We start from the raw sequence: 16,789 nt of genomic DNA on the forward strand, positions 1-16,789 counted from the left end.
GCCCACCAATGAGTAGACGGGAACTGTAATGTATCCAGGCGCATACGCCTACACCGAGCCGGACAAGGCCGCGGTCATCGAGGCAAGCACGGGACGCGTCGTCACCTACGCGCAACTCGAGCGTCGGTCCGTCCAGTTCGCGCATTGGCTTTTCGAGCAGGGGTTGCGGCGAGGCGACCACATTGCGATCTTGTCCGTGAACGATGCGACAGTGTTCGAATTGTATTGGGGCGCTATCCGATCCGGTCTCTACGTGACGTTGGTCAATAGTCATCTCGCCGCCGAAGAGGTCGCGTACATCGTCAACGACTCGCAGGCCGCGGTCCTGATCGTTTCCGCACCCCTGGCTGAACTGGCCGAGAGCATCGTCGACCGAACCCCCGCAGTGCAGGCGCGACTGGCTTTCGGTGGCACCGTACCCGGCCACCTCGCCTACGCCGAGCAGATGGCGTCGATGAGTACCGTGCCGTTCACCGATCAGCCGCGCGGAGCAGACATGCTCTACTCCTCCGGCACCACCGGCCGCCCCAAGGGCATTAAGCCAATCGTGGCGAACGTGCAGGTCGACGACCCACGCGGAACTTATGTTACGGCGATCATGCGCGATCGCTTCGCATTCGGTCCAGAGTCGGTTTACATGTCTCCGGCACCCATCTACCACGCAGGGCCGCTGCGTTATGGCACTGGCGCACAGGAGTTGGGCGGCACCGTTGTCTTGATGGACAGGTTTGATGCCGAGAAGTGCCTGGCGGCCATGGAGAAATATCGCGTGACCCACAGTCAATGGGTGCCGACGCATTTCATCCGAATGCTGCGGTTGCCGGACGCGGTGAGGGAGCGCTTCGACCTTTCAGCGATGCGCCTGGCCATCCACGCTGCAGCCCCATGCCCCGTCGAGGTCAAGCAGGCCATGATCGATTGGTGGGGCGAGATCGTCTATGAGTACTACTCATCGACCGAGTCCATCGGCGGGGTCAATATCTCCCCAGAGGAGTGGCGCCGCAAGCCAGGTAGCGTCGGCCAGAGTGGGCCCACATCAACCGGAATCGCGCACATTTGTAACGAGTCTGGTGAGGAGTTACCAGCCAACGAGGTGGGGCTCGTTTACTTTGAACGCGACGACTACGCCTTCGAATACCACAACGATCCAGTGAAAACTGCTGAGTCGCGGAATCCGCTGAACCCCACCTGGGCGACGGTGGGCGATGTTGGATATCTCGACGAGGACCAGTACCTGTTCCTCACGGACCGAGCCAAGTTCACCATCATCTCGGGCGGAGTCAATATCTATCCGCAAGAGATCGAGAACTGTCTCAGTGTGCATCCGAAAGTCTTCGATGTCGCTGTCATCGGCGTTCCCAACGCGGACATGGGAGAGGCCGTGAAGGCCGTTGTGCAACTGATCGACGGTATCGAGCCAACTGATGCCGTGTCAGGCGAGTTGATCGAGTACTGCCGTAGTCGTATTGCTCGGTACAAGTGCCCGACGTCGGTAACTTTCGTAGATGTCCTGCCGCGGACTGACACTGGGAAACTCGTCAAAGGAAAGATTATGGAGGTCTCATCATGAAGCGCGCTGTGATTGTCGACGCCGTCCGTTCTCCGATGGGTAAGGGGAAACCCGGCGGCGCGCTTGCGGGCGTGCACCCGGTTGACCTACTCGCCCAGGTACTCTCGGGACTGGTTGCCCGCAACGGTCTCGATCCCGCTCGAATTGATGACGTCATTGTCGGTGCCGTCAACCAGGCCGGGGAGCAGTCCGGCACCCCGGCCCGCCAGGCGGTGCTAGCTGCCGGCTTCCCGCTGCATGTTCCGGGAGTGACGATTGAGCGTAAATGCGGCTCAGGTCAGCAGGCAGTCGACTTCGCCGTGCAGGGGGTTATGGCGGGCGCCTACGACATCGTCATCGCTGGCGGAGTCGAGTCAATGAGCCGGTTGCCGATGGGATCCAACCGAATTGGCCAGGATCCGCATGGCCCGCGCGTCCGCGAGCGGTTCCCCGAACTTCCCTCGCAGGGCGTGGCGGCCGATCTGATCGCGCACAAGTGGGGGTTGACCCGCACGCAACTCGACGAGTTCTCCGCCCGCTCGCATTCCCGCGCCGCACAGGCTCGTACCGAGGGGTGGTTCGCCGAGGAGATCGTCCCCATTGCGACTCCGGAGGGCCTCGTCAGCGTCGACGAGACGATTCGCGAAAGCACCACTGTGGAGAAGTTGGCTGGGCTGAAGACGGTGTTCGCCACGGAATCGGTGCAGGAACAGTTCCCAGACGTTGGCTGGAGCGTCACGGCTGGTAACTCGTCACAGATCACCGACGGCGCATCGGCGCTCCTCATCATGTCGGAAGAGGCAGCTGCGGCACTCGGACTGACACCGCTCGCAGCCGTGGTGGCCTCCGCTGTGGTGGGCGACGACCCGGTCCTGATGCTTACAGGGCCCATCCCGGCCACCGCAAAGGTGCTCGGCCGCAGTGGCCTGGACCTGTCAGAGATTTCCACCTTCGAGGTCAATGAGGCGTTCGCGTCTGTGCCACTGGCGTGGCAGGCCGAGTTCGAGATTTCTGACGACCTGATCAATCCGCTCGGCGGCGCTGTGGCCCTCGGACACCCACTCGGGGCGTCAGGTGCCCGTTTGATGACCACAATGATCCATCAATTGCGTCGTACCGGTGGCCGATACGGCCTGCAAACCATGTGCGAGGCCGGCGGCATGGCGAACGCCACGATCATCGAATCACTCACGCAGTAAATCACTTTCAACAACTGGAGACCGAACGAACATGGACATTTCACAGGGATCGGCAGTGGTCACCGGGGGCGCATCCGGCTTGGGACTGGCCACAGTGGCAGAATTCGTCAAGCGCGGGGTGCCCACTGTCATCATTGATCTACCAACATCTGCGGGCGCGCAGGTCGCTGCGGAGTTTGGCGAACTAGTGAGCTTCTCCCCCTCCGACGTCACCGATCCCGTCGGCGTCGACGCAGCACTGGACGTGGCCGAATCAAAGGGGCCGATACGCGCGACTGTCCATTGTGCGGGGCGCGGGGCAACTGTGCGCGTGGTCGATCGTGACGGCAATCCAGGGTCCCTAGAGGATTACGAGGCCGTGGTACGAACAAACCTGATCGGCAGCTTCAACGTTTTGCGCCTCGCCGCCGCCCGCATGGTGTTCAACGAGTCGGAAGAGGGCGAGCGAGGCGTCATCATCATGACCGCTTCTGTTGCAGCCTGGGAGGGGCAGATCGGACAAATTCCATACGCCGCCTCCAAAGCGGGCGTTGTCGGTATGACAATCGTCGCCGCCCGCGACCTCGCCCGCAAGCAGGTCCGTGTCAACAGTATCGCCCCCGGAATCTTTGATACCCCGATCCTCGCGCGACATTCGCAGGAGATTCGAGATGGGCTGGCGGCTCAGGTCCCCCATCCATCGAGGATGGGCCGCGCAAGCGAGTTCGCCCAGTTGGCCCTGCACATCGTGGACAATGCCATGCTCAATGGCGAAACCATCCGCATTGACGGTGCGATCCGCATGGCGGCCCGGTAATGGCTGATCAAGTGCTCGTCGACGTAATAGATGGTGTCCAGATCATCACGATCGACCGCCCCAACTCTCGCAACGCCATCGACATGAAGACCGCCAAGGCAATCGGTGCCGCCATGCAGGAACTAGACAAGCGAGATGACCTTCGTGCCTGTGTCCTGACCGGCACCGGCAGCGTATTTTGCGCGGGAACGGACCTGAAGGCCTTCGTTGCCGGCGAGCCGGCACCTGTTGTCCCCGGCCGCGGGTTTGCTGGGTTCATCGAAAGCCCTCCCGACAAGCCGCTCATTGCTGCGGTCAACGGCTTCGCGCTCGGTGGCGGTATGGAAATCGTGTTGGCCTGCGATCTCGTCGTTGCCGATGAGACCGCCATGTTCGGGTTGCCCGAAGTTAAACGTGCGCTTCTCGCCGGTGCGGGTGGCCTGATGAGGCTGCCTCGCCGAGTGCCCTATCAATTAGCCATGGAGATGGCGCTGACCGGCGAGCCCATCAGCGCCGCGGTCGCGAAGCAGGCGGGCTTGGTCAATCGACTGACCGCCGCCGGCGAGTCCCGGACCGTCGCCATCGAACTCGGCCAGAAGATTGCGAAAAATGGACCGATGGCGGTGCGGTCGACCAAAGAAATTTTGATCAAATCTCGAGACTGGAGCAGTGAGGAAGAATTTGAGCGAATGTGGGAGATCTACGCACCCGTGCGCTCGTCAGCCGATGCGTATGAAGGCGCACTGGCTTTCCGTGAGGGTAGAGCACCCCGCTGGGGCGCAACCCACCAGGACATGCCAGCCTATTTCGCACACCGTCAGTGATTGCCGGATGGACTGAGGATGACAGGAGCATTCATGGCACCGACCACAAAGCAGCGAGAATTCATTGATATCGCGCGGAGTGAGTTCGTAGAGTTCGGCTACGGTGGCGCGTCGATTCGCTCGATCGCCAAGCGCGCGGAAATGAGCCTATCGGCCCTTTACTACCACTACGCCAGCAAGCAAGAGTTGTTGGTAGCGATCCTCGACGACGGACTCGAGACATTCCTCATGATGTGTCGTACGGAGCTTGATTGCAGTGACTCTTCCGCGCAGAGCAAGCTTCGTGCCATGGTGACCGCGTTCGTCAAATTTCGTACCCTGCACCAGGAGCAGAGCCAACTCGTGCAAACAGAGGTACGCAGCCTGGAACCTGCCAACTTGGAGAGCTACGAAGCGCGCCAGCACGAGCCGCTCCATACCCTTCAAAAGATCATCGACGACGGGGTTCGCGACGGGAGTTTTCACACTGAGAACCCCACGGATGCGAGAAGGGCCATCGCTGCGATGTGCAATGCGATCGCCCACTGGTACCGGCCTGACGGCGGCACCACAGTCGACGAACTCGTTCAGCGCTACACCGATCTGGCGCTGGTGATCGTCGAGGCGATGCCAACTCCCGACATATCCGACATACGCAAGAGTGTGGAGTGACACATGCCAAAAAGTCTTATCCCGCAACCTGACCCGGGTTCTGCGGCTTTGGACGATCTCCGCCTAGAGGTGCGAGCGTTCGTGCGAAAGCAGGTCGACGATGGAGTCTTCAAACCCAACGTCGACACCTGGCTTACTCAGTGGAACGAAACGTTCAGTCGCGAGTTGGCTCAGCGTGGATGGCTGGGTATGACTATCCCCACGGAGTACGGCGGCCATGGCCGGACGTTCCTCGAGAGATTTGTCGTCACGGAGGAACTTCTCGCCGTCGGCGCTCCAGTCGCCGCTCATTGGATCGCCGACCGACAAGCGGCGCCTTCCTTGCTCAAATACGGCTCGCAGGACCAGCGGCAGCGTTTCCTGCCAGGCATCGCGCGCGGAGAGATCTTCTGGGCCATCGGGATGTCGGAGCCAGAATCAGGCTCTGATCTCGCCAGCGTGAAGACCCGTGCCACACGAGCCGAAGGTGGGTGGACTATCTCTGGGACCAAACTATGGACATCCGGCGCCCACAAAGCCCACGCATTCTTCCTATTGGCCAGGTCTTCCGCACTCGATCCCTCAGACCGTCACGCGGGCCTAAGCCAGTTCATCGTCCTGCTCGACAGCCCCGGCGTAGAAATACGGCCGGTCTACACAATGTCCGGAGACCATCATTTCAACGAAGTGATTCTTGATTCTGTTTTCGTACCGGATGAGCTGGTCATGGGCACTATTGGCGACGGTTGGCAGCAAGTGACCTCCGAACTCGGCTTCGAGCGCAGCGGCCCCGAAAGATTCATGTCGACCTTCGCGCTGCTGGCCGCGGCGGTAGACGAGGTCGCAAAAGACCGACTCCCGGCAGACCCCGGCATCGGACGGCTCACGGGCCGAATGTTTGGTCTCCACCAAATGTCGACTGCCATCGCGGGGGCACTCTCGCGCGGCGAAAGCGCAGACACCGCCGCGGCTGTGGTGAAGATCCTCGGCACTGAAGTCGAAGGCGACGTCGCCGAGCTCGTCGAGGAGATCACGGGTGACACGCAGGTGGACTTCACCGAGCTTTTACGTTCGAGCCTCATGCAGCGTCCGGGATTCACACTGCGTGGCGGCACCTCAGAAGTTCTGCGCGGCGTTGTCGCGCGGGGATTGGGAATGCGCTGATGACTGATACCGACAACCAGGACCTCGCCGACATGCTCGACGGGGTTATGTCCAGCTATCGGGCGACTAGCCCCGTTGTCACAGGGCCGATCGAGATTGACCGTGTCTTCTGGTCAACGCTTGACGAGTTGGGCCTCACTCGACTAACCGCGTCCACGGAGCAAGGCGGCAGCGACGCTACTTGGGCCGAAGCGGCACTGTTGCTCTCGACCGCAGGGCGCCACGCAGTCAGCCTTCCAGTCGTTGAAAATGACCTGTTGGCACACTGGCTGCTCGGCCTAGCGGGCATCGGGGCAGCGGACGACCTGATCCGTACAGCCTGTGTTCTGGACTCGAGCGGAACCGCTCGCAATGTGCCTTGGGCGAACGAGGTCGACCGTATCGTTGTGGCCTGGCAGGTGGAGGCAGGTTGGTTGGTTGAGGACGTTGACCGCGGCGCATTCGAGATCGACCTGGATCGCAACATCGCGGGAGAGCCTCGCGGCGATGTGCGAGTAAACCTCGACAATCTCATGGGTACATCTGCCAGTGTGGAGACAGATCTCGGACTGACGCTTCTGCTCCGCGGCGCTCTAGCAAACGCGCTGCTCATGGTCGGTGCCATGGAACGTGTCCTCGATCTGGTGGTCGCCCACACCACTGCGCGCACGCAATTCGGACGCACTCTCGCCAAATTCCAGGCCGTACAGTTCATGGCCGCCGATATCGCTACCGAGGGCCTGTTGGCGCGTGCTGCTGCCGATGCTGCTGTGGTCGCCGCGGTAGAGCATGGCTTCGACAGCGACCAGGCTGCTTTCGCCATAGCGGCCGCAAAGTCATGCGCGGGACACGCGGCGACGCTGGTCGCTCGCAACGCCCATCAGGCATTCGGCGCAATCGGCTTCACCAGTGAGCATGAATTGCACATGTATACGAATCGAATTTTGGCTTGGAGGTCGGAATGTGAATCGGTACGGCACTGGGACAACGTGCTCACCCACGCGATTGCGAAGGCTGGCAGCGTAGGCGTGTGGCCGCTGATAGTCGATTGACCGCGGCGCGGTTGCCTTCCACTACTTCCTCGAGTAAGTCCGGTTTCTACACCACGAACGCGCATTTCGTCCCTGTGGCACGACAGTCGGTTCGGCGTAGAACCGCATCTTCGTCACCGTGCCCGACTCAGTGACAATATCGACGCGAGGCCTGCCGGACCTACAAGCACTCCGCTGCCGACGACTGTGGGGCGGTGCGCGAGGGTCGTGCCGGCGTTGCGGGGCTTGCGCCGGGCCACCCAGCCGAGGTGAGGATTCGATCACACTGCAGGCCGTAGTCGCTTCGGCACCAAACAGGTTTTCCGTACACTTAGTGGGATGCTCATGACCCAGGCCGACGCGAAGGCATCTCGCCGACGCGGATTCCACGCGTACCTTGATGTTGCGGTCGTCGTTCTGGTGCTCGTCGGTACCAACCTGATCGCGCACTTCACCACGGTGTGGGCCAGCATCGCAACGGTACCCATCGCGGCCGTCGTCCTCGTCGCACTGACCCGACGCCGCGGACTCGGCTGGGCCGAACTGGGCCTGTCACCGAAGCAATGGAAGACTGGTTCGATCTACGCTCTCGGTGCCGTCGGACTCGTCGTCACCGTCGTTGCGATCGGAGCTCTGCTGCCGATGACCAGGCCGTTCTTCATGGCGGATCGGTACGCCACCATCTCGGCCGCGCTCGTCGCGTCGATGATCGTCATCCCGTTGCAAACGGTCATCCCCGAGGAGTTGGCCTTCCGCGGCGTACTGCACGGCACGCTCGGACGCATCTATGGTGCCCGTGGCATCTTCGCCGCCGGATCACTGCTCTTCGGCCTCTGGCATATCGCGTCGTCACTCGGACTGACCGCGGGCAATGCGGGGCTGAGCAATTTCCTCGGCGGCGGGGTGTTCGGTCAGATCGCAGGCATCGTGGCCGCGGTCATCGCGACAGCCGCCGCAGGCTTCGTCTTCACCTGGCTGCGACGCCGCAGCGGCAGTCTGATCGCCCCGATCGCGTTGCACTGGTCACTCAACGGCATCGGCGCACTCGCCGCTGCGTTGGTGTGGCAAGCGTCGATGTCCTGAAATCAGCGCACTGCGGCCACTCCGGTCGCACGTATCCCATCCAGCGGAAATTCGACTCGACCACACCCCAGAGCCTGGCACCGTGGACCGATATGACGATCAACGCGAGCGACGCACTCGACAAACTGCTGGCGATCGAGAAGATCAAGCAGCTCTTCGCCGCCCGCCTGCGATGCATGGACAACAAGGAATGGGACCGCTACGCGGGCTTCCATACCGACGACGTAGTCAGCGATTCATGGGCAAGTCCCGACGCTGCCCCGCAGACCGACGCCTCCAAAATCGGCCAACAGGTGACCGGTTCGCAGGCGTTGGCCGCGGCTATTCGGAGCACGCTCGACGGCGCGGTCACGGTCACCAGCGTGCACCACGGCCACACCCCGGAGATCACGCTGACTTCGCCGACCACCGCCACGGGTATCTGGGCGATGGAGGACAAACTGTGGTGGATCAACACGGCCACCGGCACGACCGAGCACCTTCATGGATACGGCCACTACCACGAGGAATACCGTCTGGAGGACGGTCGGTGGCTGATCAGCTACCGGAATCTGACCCGCCTACGCGTCGATTCGACCCCAGGGTTCCACGACCGCTAGAGCCGAAAGACAGCGCCTGACGGCATGTGCGCGGGTCAGCGCACATGCCGCAGGTAGCGTGCTCAGGCTCTACTTGGACTTCTTCGCTTCCCGCGCAGCATTTCTCGCTGCAAGATCCTCGGCATCGAGCTTGTCTGCCTGCTCCAACGTGGGCGCACTACCTCCGAGACGAGCCGGAACCCAATACTCGCCCGGCTCGTGGTCGTAGTCTTCCTGCAAAGCCAGCAGCATCTCCTGCATCACCGAATGGAGCTTCTCGGTGAGCTCACTCGGTGGACCGACCGGCTCGATCGGCTTGCCGACCGCAATCGAGATGGGAGTGTTGGTGCGTCCCAATCGCTTCGGGAAGCCTTTGGTCCAGACTCGCTGCGCACCCCAGATGACCGTCGGAATGATCGGCACGCCGGCCTCGATCGCCATTCTCGCTGCTCCGGACTTGAATTCCTTGATTTCGAAGCTGCGACTGATGGTGGCCTCCGGGTACACCCCGACCAGCTCGCCATTGCGCAGATCCGCCACGGCGGCCTTATAGGAATCCGCACCTGCTCCACGATCCACCGGAATGTGCTTCAGCGATCGCATGATCGGACCCGAAATCTTGTTGTCGAACACTTCCTTCTTGGCCATGAAGCGGATGTACCGCTTCACCCTGCGCGGCGGTATTCCGGCGTAGGTGAAGTCCAGGTATCCGGTGTGGTTGACGGCTATGACCGCGCCACCGGTGGCAGGGATGTTCTCCTCACCCACAACCTTGAATTTCAGGCCCTCCAGCGCGAAGACCACACGAGCAATGCCGATGACAGATCGATAGACGGGTTCCACAGTCGGCTAGCGTAGTCGCTGGAAGACCCAGGGGAGAAGACGCAGTCGGAAGGTCAGCTGTAGATGAGTTCGCGTAGAGGCATCGTTTTCGCAAGTGTGGGACTGTTCGGGGCAGTTCTCACGCTCACCGCATGTGGGGGTGACGGCCAACAGGGCATTCCCACCGAGACACGCTCGGCAACGGCTACGACAACGCCGCCCGCCACCACACCACCCTCGACCACACCTTCACCGGTGGGCCCGGCCGTCGGCGAAGTTTCCACGAACCCCGAGGCCGCCGGAGCCTTACGGGCATTCCTCACCGACCTCGATGCAGGCGGCGTCCCTGCGGTAACGGCGAAGTGCTGGACTGTCCCGCCGTCAGAGGTCCCAGCCCGCTACAGCGACGTCGCATCGATCCTCGACGCCGCCGCAGTCCCCGGCGTCGACGGGCAATACGCGGTCACCTGGAGTAGCCCAGCCATCACACTCAGCGTCAAACGCAGCGAGATCGCCTCCGGGTATGCGTGTCCGGCGGTATTTCCGGGGGGCTCGTCCGGCGCTTACACGGACACCGAAGCCGAATACACCGTCGAGCGGTATCTCGGCCGCTTCACGGGCACCCCGGTGAACCCCGCCGACCTAGAAGGCGACTACCCGCTCGTATGCGACACCCGGGCCATTTGGGACCCGCAGCGCACGGGCGCGGCGACCACTGCGCCATTGGCAAACAATCCCGGCCGGCTGACCGGATCGGCGTCGTACAAACCGGACAGCGTCTATGTTGCCGCCAACGACGGCGAGTACACCACGGTCTATGCCGACGTCACCGACGTTTCCGGAGTCGAACAGAACCGGATCTTCACCCTGACGGTCGGGTCCAACGGGTACTGCATCGGTGACGTCGTGTGAGGGTATTGCCGCCCGCCCGTGCCCTCGCCCGCCCGCTTGAATGGTCCATTCATACGATCAGATAGTTTCAGGGCGCCGTTCATGCGGTCGGATGCACGCATATCTGCGCGACGGGGAGGAAATCTGTGACAACTCTGGGCATCGACACCAAGGTTCTGCTGCTGCTTTCGGGACTGATTCTGCTCTGGGCGTTGGCGCTGGGGGTCTGGAAATTCCGGCAGATGGCGACATCGCCGACGGCTCTGGCACACCCGTACGTCGACATCGCGCACCGTGCGGCACTGATGTACTCGTTCGCGACGCTCGTCCTCGCCGCACTCACCGAATTCAGCTCGTTCCCGACGGCGGTGAACCTCACGGCCGGCCTCGTCGCCGTCTTCTTCTTCGTCGCGGCCATCGGAAGCTACATGGTGCACGGATTTTTGAAGGACACCGACAATCAGTTCGAACATCCGGTCCGCGGGACGCACGCATTCATGTGGGCGCTGATCGGTGGCGAAATCGGCGGTACGACCGTTCTGCTCGCCGGTTTCGTTGTGGGACAGTTTTTCTGACCGCTTCAATGGTCCATTCATACGATCAGATAATTTGAAAGCACCATTCAAGCGCACGACGCAACTACTGTGGAACCCATGACACACGTGGTGGTCGCTGGTGCCGGTCTGGGCGGGATTGCCTGCGCACACGAACTGGCGCACAAAGGTGTTTCCGTCACCATCGTCGACCGCAACGATTACCACCAGTTCCAACCGTTGCTCTATCAGGTTGCGACGGCGCAGTTGCCTGCCGCCGACGTCGCACGACCGCTCGCAGCGATCTTCGAAGGCTTCGAGAACGTCCGAGTGGTTCAGGCAGAGATCAGCACCCTGGATTTTGCCTCACTGTCACTCACCGCCGCAGGCGAAAAGATCTCGGGCGACTATCTCGTCGTCGCGGCTGGAGCACGCGCCAACTTCTTCGGAACGCCCGGCGCAGAGGAATTTTCGTTCCCGCTGTACTCCGTTGCCGACGCCGAGAAGCTTCGTCACCACGTCAGCGAGGTGTTGCGTGGTGAACACGATCCACTCGACGTCGTCATTGTCGGAGGCGGCCCGACCGGCGTCGAGACCGCGGGCGCATTCGCCGAACTGTTCATGGCCCTGCGCAAGATGAATCATCCAGGCGGTCGCGGGGAGGCCTGGCTCATCAACCACGGGCCGGCGTTGCTGGCGCCGTTCAGTGAACGCTCGCATGTCTACGCACACGACAAGCTGGTCGAACACGGCGCGAAAGTTCGCCTCGGGGTCGGCGTCACCGCAGTCGATGCCGGCGGCGTCGTGCTCAGTGACTCCACCCGTATCGACTCGCGGACAGTCATCTGGGCCGGTGGCGAATCGGCGTCGCCGGTGGCCGCGACCGGCGACGCGAAACCCGGTCCCGGCGGGCGACTGGACGTGCTGGCCGATCTCACGGTCCCGAAATTCGACAATGTCTACGCCGTCGGCGACGTGGCAAACATTACCGACGTAGATGGAAAGACGTTGCCCCAGTTGGGTTCGGTCGCTCAGCAAGCAGGAACCTGGGCGGCCCACAACATCGAGCTCACCATCGCTGGAAAACGTCGGAAGGTCTTCCAGTACAAGGACAAGGGCATCATGGCGATGATCGGTCGCGGGGCCGCCGTCGCAGAGGTCGGCGCGCACCGACATCAAGTCGAGGGACCGCTCGCTTTCGCGGCGTGGCTCGGCGTCCATGCCGCACTACTGAGCGGCGCGCACAGCAAAGTCGACGCTTTCCTGTCCTGGGCGTGGGACTACTTCGACAGCGATCACGCCGCGATCGTCGAGTGCCACGGCAATCCGAAGCGGATCGCCTGGGCCGACGACGTGAAGCCGACCATCTGACACGTCTCTAGCGCAGAACATCCGTTCCGACGAACGGCACCAAAGCTTCCGGCACCCGAACGGTCCCGTCTGCCTGCTGGTGATTCTCGAGGATCGCGACGATCCACCGCGTCGTGGCCAATGTTCCGTTCAGCGTCGCAGCAATCTGCGGCTTGCCGTTGTCGTCGCGGTACCGAACACCCAGGCGTCGAGCCTGGAAGGTCGTGCAGTTTGAGGTCGAGGTCAGCTCGCGGTAGGCATTCTGCGTCGGCACCCAAGCCTCGCAGTCGAACTTGCGCGCCGCCGAGGACCCGAGATCGCCACCGGCGACGTCGATGATTCGGTACGGAAGTTCCACTGCCGCAAGCATTTCGCGCTCGAATTCGAGAAGCTTGCGATGCTCGGCCGCTGCGTCCTCTGGCTTGATGTAGGAAAACATCTCGATCTTGTCGAACTGGTGGACGCGGATGATCCCGCGAGTGTCCTTGCCATACGAACCCGCTTCGCGACGAAAGCACGTCGACCAGCCGGCATAGCGCTTCGGGCCGTCGGACAGGTCGAGGATCTCGCCTGCGTGGTACCCGGCCAGCGCAACTTCCGACGTGCCGACGAGATACAGATCGTCGGCTTCGAGTCGGTAGATCTCATCGGCGTGCGCCCCCAGGAATCCGGTTCCCGCCATGATCTCCGGCCGCACCACCACCGGCGGGATCATCATGGTGAACCCGTTCTTGACGGCCTTCTGCGCCGCCAGCTGCAACATCCCCTGCTGCAGCAGCGCACCGTACCCGGTCATGAAGTAGAACCGCGAACCCGACACCTTCGCGCCGCGTTCCATGTCGATCAGCTTCAGTGACTCACCGAGCTCGAGGTGGTCCTTCGGCTCGAAGTCGAATGTCGGGATTTCACCGACGGTTTCCATCAACACGAAGTCGTCTTCGCCGCCGGCGGGAGCTCCCTCTTCGACGACGTTCGACAAGGCACGTTGCGCGCTGTCCACCGCGGCATCTGCCTCGTTCTGACGCGCCTCCGCAGCCTTGACCTTCGCCGCGAGCTCGGACGACCCTGCCAGTAACGCAGGACGCTCCTCCGCTGACGCCTTCCCGACGCGTTTGCCGAGGGCCTTCTGCTCGGCGCGGAGCTGATCGCCGGCAAGCACTGCGGCCCGTCGGGATGCATCGGCGCCGAGTAGCACGTCGACTAGCGCGGGATCTTCTCCACGGGTGCGCTGTGAGGCACGGACGACATCGGGATTCTCACGAAGAAACTTCAGGTCGATCACGAGGAAAACCTTACTTGCCGAGCAAGTCCAGGTAGTCCTCGCGTCCGAACATGCGCGCCGCGTCGATCGCCGACGGATGACCACCATGCGGATCCGCTCCGCCCTCGACCAGCTCTCGCACCACCTCGTCCTCCCCCTTGAAGACCGCGCCTGCGAGGGGAGTCTGGCCCTTCTCGTTCGGCCGATTCACATCGGCACCCTTGCCTACCAGCATGCGAACAGTGCGCGCGTGACCGTGATAGGCCGCCAACATGACCAGGGTGTCCCCCGCCTCGTTGTTGAGGTCGACCGGTACACCGGCGTCCAAATATGCCTTCAAGGACTCGGCATCACCGTCGCGGGCCATCGTGAACAGTCGGCCCGCAAGCTCGGCGATGTCAGCACTGGTCTCCTCGGGGTCTGTCATAGGAACCGAAGGTACTCGGGCATGATGGAGTTGATGTCCATCAGCGATCCGGCCCGGCCGGGGAAACCCACAACGACACGCAACCCGCGCACAGTCTCGGCGCACGTTGCGCGTCGAGGACTCGTCTTTGTCGCTGTGGGGGCTGTCGCGGCTGCTGCGATCACGCTCTCCGTGTCCGGCGGCTTCTCGCAACCGGAGAAGATCGCCACCCACTCGGCCAGCAGTCCTGCGACGTCAGGTGCCGTCACGGCCAAGACGTTCGGCTCGGCCGATCCAGGCACGTGCCTGCAGTGGACGCCGACCGATGACCCCGCGACCGACCGACAGGACCTCGCCGAAGTTTCCTGCGCCGATCCGCATCGATTCGAAGTAGCAGCCGACGTCGATCTGAGTGCCTATCCCGGGCTCGAGTTCGCTCCGAACTCGATGTATCCGGGTGCACAACGCTTCGGGCAGCTACGCGACGAACATTGCGTCGATGCCGTCGACGACTACCTGGGCGCCAAGTTCGATCCGAGCGGCAAGTTCAGTGTCGGGCTGATGTTCCCCAGCGAAGCAGGATGGGCATCGGGCGAACGGACGTTGCGGTGTGGAATCCAGAAGTCCACCAACACGGGAATTCCGCAGGAGATGACCGGCTCGGTACTCGACCTGGATCAGTCGAACGTGTGGGAGCCCGGCACCTGCATCGGCATCCTGCAGAACGTGCCCGCCGATCCGGTCGACTGCAGCGCGCCCCATGCCTTCGAGGTGGTCTCGGTCGCAGACCTGAGCCAACAGTTTCCGACCGGAATCCCCAACGAGGCCGACCAGGACGCCTACCTCACGACGGTCTGCACCGACGCCGTGAATGCATACCTCGGCTCCCCAACCGCGCTGCGGGACAAGACGCTGACGCTGTTCTGGGACAACATCGACGTCACCAGTTGGCTGGCCGGTAGCCGTCAGGTCAGCTGCTCGATAGGCAGTGAGCTCGACACGGGTGGCTTCGCGACGCTCGTCGGATCCGCACAGGGCGACATCCTCATCAACGGTCAACCGCCGGCACCGCCGCCGTCGGCACCGGACGGTCGGGCACTCCCCACGCCGCTGCCCGGTGCGGCCCCGATCACGTCGGGAGGATGACATCCCTACCGATATGAGCCGCGCCGACTTCGAAAACGCCGTCGGCGACGCCCTGGACACGCTTCCGCCGGACATCACCGACCGCATGGACAACGTCGTCATTCTCGTCGAGGAAGAGCACCCCACCGAGGACATCCTCGGCCTGTACGAGGGGGTCGCGCTCACCGACCGCTACGAGTACAGCGGACACCTACCGGACGTGATCACCATTTACCGTCGTCCGATTCTCGACATGGTCGACGACGCCGAAACTGCCCGACGCGAGATCGCGATCACCGTCGCCCACGAGGTGGGGCATCATTTCGGCATCGACGACGAGCGCTTGCACGAACTGGGTTTCGGGTAGTTGCCCGCCGCTTGAATGGTCGATTTCAAGACATCTGATCGTATGAATGGACCATTCAAGCGGGCCGGGGTGGGCCATAACCAACTGGGCGCTGAAGCGGGCCGGGGTGAGCTGAACACGACGCCTACGCCGCGACCGACTCCCGAGCCTTGCTGACGGCCCGATCGGTGAGGAACGCGAACGCCAGGCCGAGCGCGATCCACAGCGTTGCCTGCGTCGCCAGTGAGGACAGTCGGAACTCCCACAGCAGCGTTGCCGGGAAATCCACGCCGACTTCGTTGATCGTGGGCAGCAGTACGTATCCCAGGCCTACCACGACGAGGAACGCCGCCAGCGGAGCCGCGATCCGAACAGCAAGCGAACTGTGCGACGCCACTGTTTTGGCGACATACAGTCCGATTGCTACCGCCAACAACCCGAGAACGACCGAAGCGAGCCACAGCCAGGTGCGCTGGTTGATTGTGTCGGGGTCGCCCACGGCAGGTGGATTGGCCGGATATTTGAAGAACGGCACAGCTTCGATTGCCAGCCAACCGAGCGCGCCTGCAGCGATAGCGAGCGTCGACCCGGACAGTGAGGTGAACCGTCGTGCGTAGTGCAACACCGTCGCGAAGATCGCACCGAGCGCGAGTCCTGCAAGACCGGTTGCCAGGAACAGCCCCGCACGCTGGCCGTCCCGGCTGACGAGCGCATCTTCCTCGTCGTGCGAATGTGCGCCCGGGGTGGCTTCGACGTGCCCGGCTACACCTGCCGCCTCCTCGATGGCGATGGCCGAATCCACGTGCGGCTCACCGATGACGAACGCGACGGTACCCGCGAGCAGACCCGCGATGAGACCCGCCAGGAGTCCGCGGACGAGCAACTGGAGATAGGTCCCCTGCAAGGTGGTCACACGCGGGGACGACGTGGTCAGTGACACGGGAGACCCAGCAGGTGGCGTCCGTCGTGCATCAGTTCGTGCATGTACATTCCACTACGTGAAATGGCGCCCTGGTCGAAACCGACCAGGTAGAGCACGACGAATGCGAGGAGCACCACCGCCGCGACGACGACTGCGAGGGCAGCCGACTCCGTGGCGCTGCTGGGATTGTGAACGATGGCCATGATGGAATGCCTCCTGGGATTGTGCGTCCCCTTCGAACCGAAGCGATGTGTCAGTTTTCTGGCTCTCGGAACCGCTGAGGTCCGATCACAGTGGCGCAACCGCTCCGGATTCACACCG

The 16,789-nt window shown here is 62.6% G+C and carries 19 protein-coding genes; 14 read left to right on the top strand and 5 right to left on the bottom strand.

Annotated elements, in window-relative coordinates; translation table 11 throughout:
* Window positions 1-28: 28 nt before the first annotated feature.
* The 9 genes from QMK32_RS05830 to QMK32_RS05870 all read left to right on the top strand — a co-directional run bounded on the left by QMK32_RS05830 (window position 29) and on the right by QMK32_RS05870 (window position 8,833).
* Window positions 29-1,570, top strand: a complete 1,542-nt coding sequence (locus QMK32_RS05830) for an acyl-CoA synthetase (protein ID WP_283473630.1) — start codon at window positions 29-31, stop codon at window positions 1,568-1,570.
* Window positions 1,567-2,748 (top strand): thiolase family protein, encoded by a 1,182-nt coding sequence (locus tag QMK32_RS05835; protein WP_283473632.1) that lies wholly within the window; start codon window positions 1,567-1,569, stop codon window positions 2,746-2,748. The genes QMK32_RS05830 and QMK32_RS05835 overlap by 4 nt, the downstream gene beginning before the upstream one ends.
* A gap of 31 nt (window positions 2,749-2,779) precedes the next feature.
* A complete protein-coding gene (locus QMK32_RS05840; RefSeq protein WP_283473633.1) occupies window positions 2,780-3,544 on the top strand; it encodes an SDR family NAD(P)-dependent oxidoreductase in 765 nt (254 codons plus the stop codon).
* The gene (locus QMK32_RS05845; RefSeq protein ID WP_283473634.1) at window positions 3,544-4,347 is read left to right on the top strand and encodes a crotonase/enoyl-CoA hydratase family protein; all 804 of its coding nucleotides are present in this window, start codon (window positions 3,544-3,546) and stop codon (window positions 4,345-4,347) included. The genes QMK32_RS05840 and QMK32_RS05845 overlap by 1 nt, the downstream gene beginning before the upstream one ends.
* Window positions 4,348-4,380: 33 nt before the next feature.
* A complete protein-coding gene (locus QMK32_RS05850; protein WP_283473635.1) occupies window positions 4,381-4,998 on the top strand; it encodes a TetR/AcrR family transcriptional regulator in 618 nt (205 codons plus the stop codon).
* A gap of 3 nt (window positions 4,999-5,001) precedes the next feature.
* Window positions 5,002-6,141 (top strand): acyl-CoA dehydrogenase family protein, encoded by a 1,140-nt coding sequence (locus tag QMK32_RS05855; protein ID WP_283473637.1) that lies wholly within the window; start codon window positions 5,002-5,004, stop codon window positions 6,139-6,141.
* Window positions 6,141-7,172 (top strand): acyl-CoA dehydrogenase family protein, encoded by a 1,032-nt coding sequence (locus QMK32_RS05860; protein WP_283473638.1) that lies wholly within the window; start codon window positions 6,141-6,143, stop codon window positions 7,170-7,172. The genes QMK32_RS05855 and QMK32_RS05860 overlap by 1 nt, the downstream gene beginning before the upstream one ends.
* A 318-nt stretch (window positions 7,173-7,490) precedes the next feature.
* On the top strand, window positions 7,491-8,234 hold the full coding sequence (locus tag QMK32_RS05865; RefSeq protein WP_283473639.1) for a CPBP family intramembrane glutamic endopeptidase: 744 nt from the start codon (window positions 7,491-7,493) through the stop codon (window positions 8,232-8,234).
* Window positions 8,235-8,326: 92 nt separating this feature from the next.
* A complete protein-coding gene (locus QMK32_RS05870; protein WP_283473641.1) occupies window positions 8,327-8,833 on the top strand; it encodes a nuclear transport factor 2 family protein in 507 nt (168 codons plus the stop codon).
* 69 nt (window positions 8,834-8,902) lie between these two features.
* Here the strand turns inward: QMK32_RS05870 and QMK32_RS05875 are convergent, their stop codons facing one another.
* Window positions 8,903-9,655 (bottom strand): lysophospholipid acyltransferase family protein, encoded by a 753-nt coding sequence (locus QMK32_RS05875; RefSeq protein WP_283473644.1) that lies wholly within the window; start codon window positions 9,653-9,655, stop codon window positions 8,903-8,905.
* Between the two features lie 63 nt (window positions 9,656-9,718).
* Between QMK32_RS05875 and QMK32_RS05880 the strand changes: the two genes are divergently transcribed.
* The 3 genes from QMK32_RS05880 (at window position 9,719) to QMK32_RS05890 (ending at window position 12,429) form a co-directional block, all read left to right on the top strand.
* Window positions 9,719-10,546: a hypothetical protein gene (locus QMK32_RS05880; protein WP_283473645.1), complete on the top strand. Its 828-nt coding sequence runs from the start codon at window positions 9,719-9,721 to the stop codon at window positions 10,544-10,546.
* Window positions 10,547-10,671: 125 nt separating this feature from the next.
* Window positions 10,672-11,100 (top strand): hypothetical protein, encoded by a 429-nt coding sequence (locus QMK32_RS05885; protein WP_283473646.1) that lies wholly within the window; start codon window positions 10,672-10,674, stop codon window positions 11,098-11,100.
* A 78-nt stretch (window positions 11,101-11,178) separates the two neighbouring features.
* A complete protein-coding gene (locus QMK32_RS05890) occupies window positions 11,179-12,429 on the top strand; it encodes an NAD(P)/FAD-dependent oxidoreductase (protein ID WP_283473648.1) in 1,251 nt (416 codons plus the stop codon).
* A gap of 7 nt (window positions 12,430-12,436) precedes the next feature.
* On the opposite strand, the gene serS is transcribed toward QMK32_RS05890, so the two are convergent.
* Entirely contained in the window at window positions 12,437-13,690 is a 1,254-nt protein-coding gene (serS, locus tag QMK32_RS05895) for a serine--tRNA ligase (RefSeq protein WP_283473649.1), read from the bottom strand.
* 10 nt (window positions 13,691-13,700) lie between these two features.
* A complete protein-coding gene (locus QMK32_RS05900) occupies window positions 13,701-14,096 on the bottom strand; it encodes an ankyrin repeat domain-containing protein (RefSeq protein ID WP_269301876.1) in 396 nt (131 codons plus the stop codon).
* A 21-nt stretch (window positions 14,097-14,117) separates the two neighbouring features.
* Between QMK32_RS05900 and QMK32_RS05905 the strand changes: the two genes are divergently transcribed.
* Window positions 14,118-15,221, top strand: coding sequence for a septum formation family protein (locus tag QMK32_RS05905; RefSeq protein WP_283473651.1), 1,104 nt, complete (start codon window positions 14,118-14,120; stop codon window positions 15,219-15,221).
* Window positions 15,222-15,234: 13 nt separating this feature from the next.
* On the top strand, window positions 15,235-15,567 hold the full coding sequence (locus QMK32_RS05910; protein WP_269301878.1) for a metallopeptidase family protein: 333 nt from the start codon (window positions 15,235-15,237) through the stop codon (window positions 15,565-15,567).
* Window positions 15,568-15,691: 124 nt separating this feature from the next.
* On the opposite strand, the gene QMK32_RS05915 is transcribed toward QMK32_RS05910, so the two are convergent.
* Window positions 15,692-16,459 carry a CbtA family protein gene (locus tag QMK32_RS05915; RefSeq protein ID WP_502943535.1) on the bottom strand — a complete coding sequence of 256 codons (768 nt, stop codon included), beginning with the start codon at window positions 16,457-16,459 and terminating at the stop codon, window positions 15,692-15,694.
* A 17-nt stretch (window positions 16,460-16,476) separates the two neighbouring features.
* A complete protein-coding gene (locus QMK32_RS05920; protein WP_283473653.1) occupies window positions 16,477-16,671 on the bottom strand; it encodes a CbtB domain-containing protein in 195 nt (64 codons plus the stop codon).
* Between the last annotated feature and the right edge of the window lie 118 nt (window positions 16,672-16,789).

It is taken from the genome of Rhodococcus sp. H29-C3 (genome assembly GCF_030063405.1).
GTDB lineage: Bacteria > Actinomycetota > Actinomycetes > Mycobacteriales > Mycobacteriaceae > Rhodococcoides.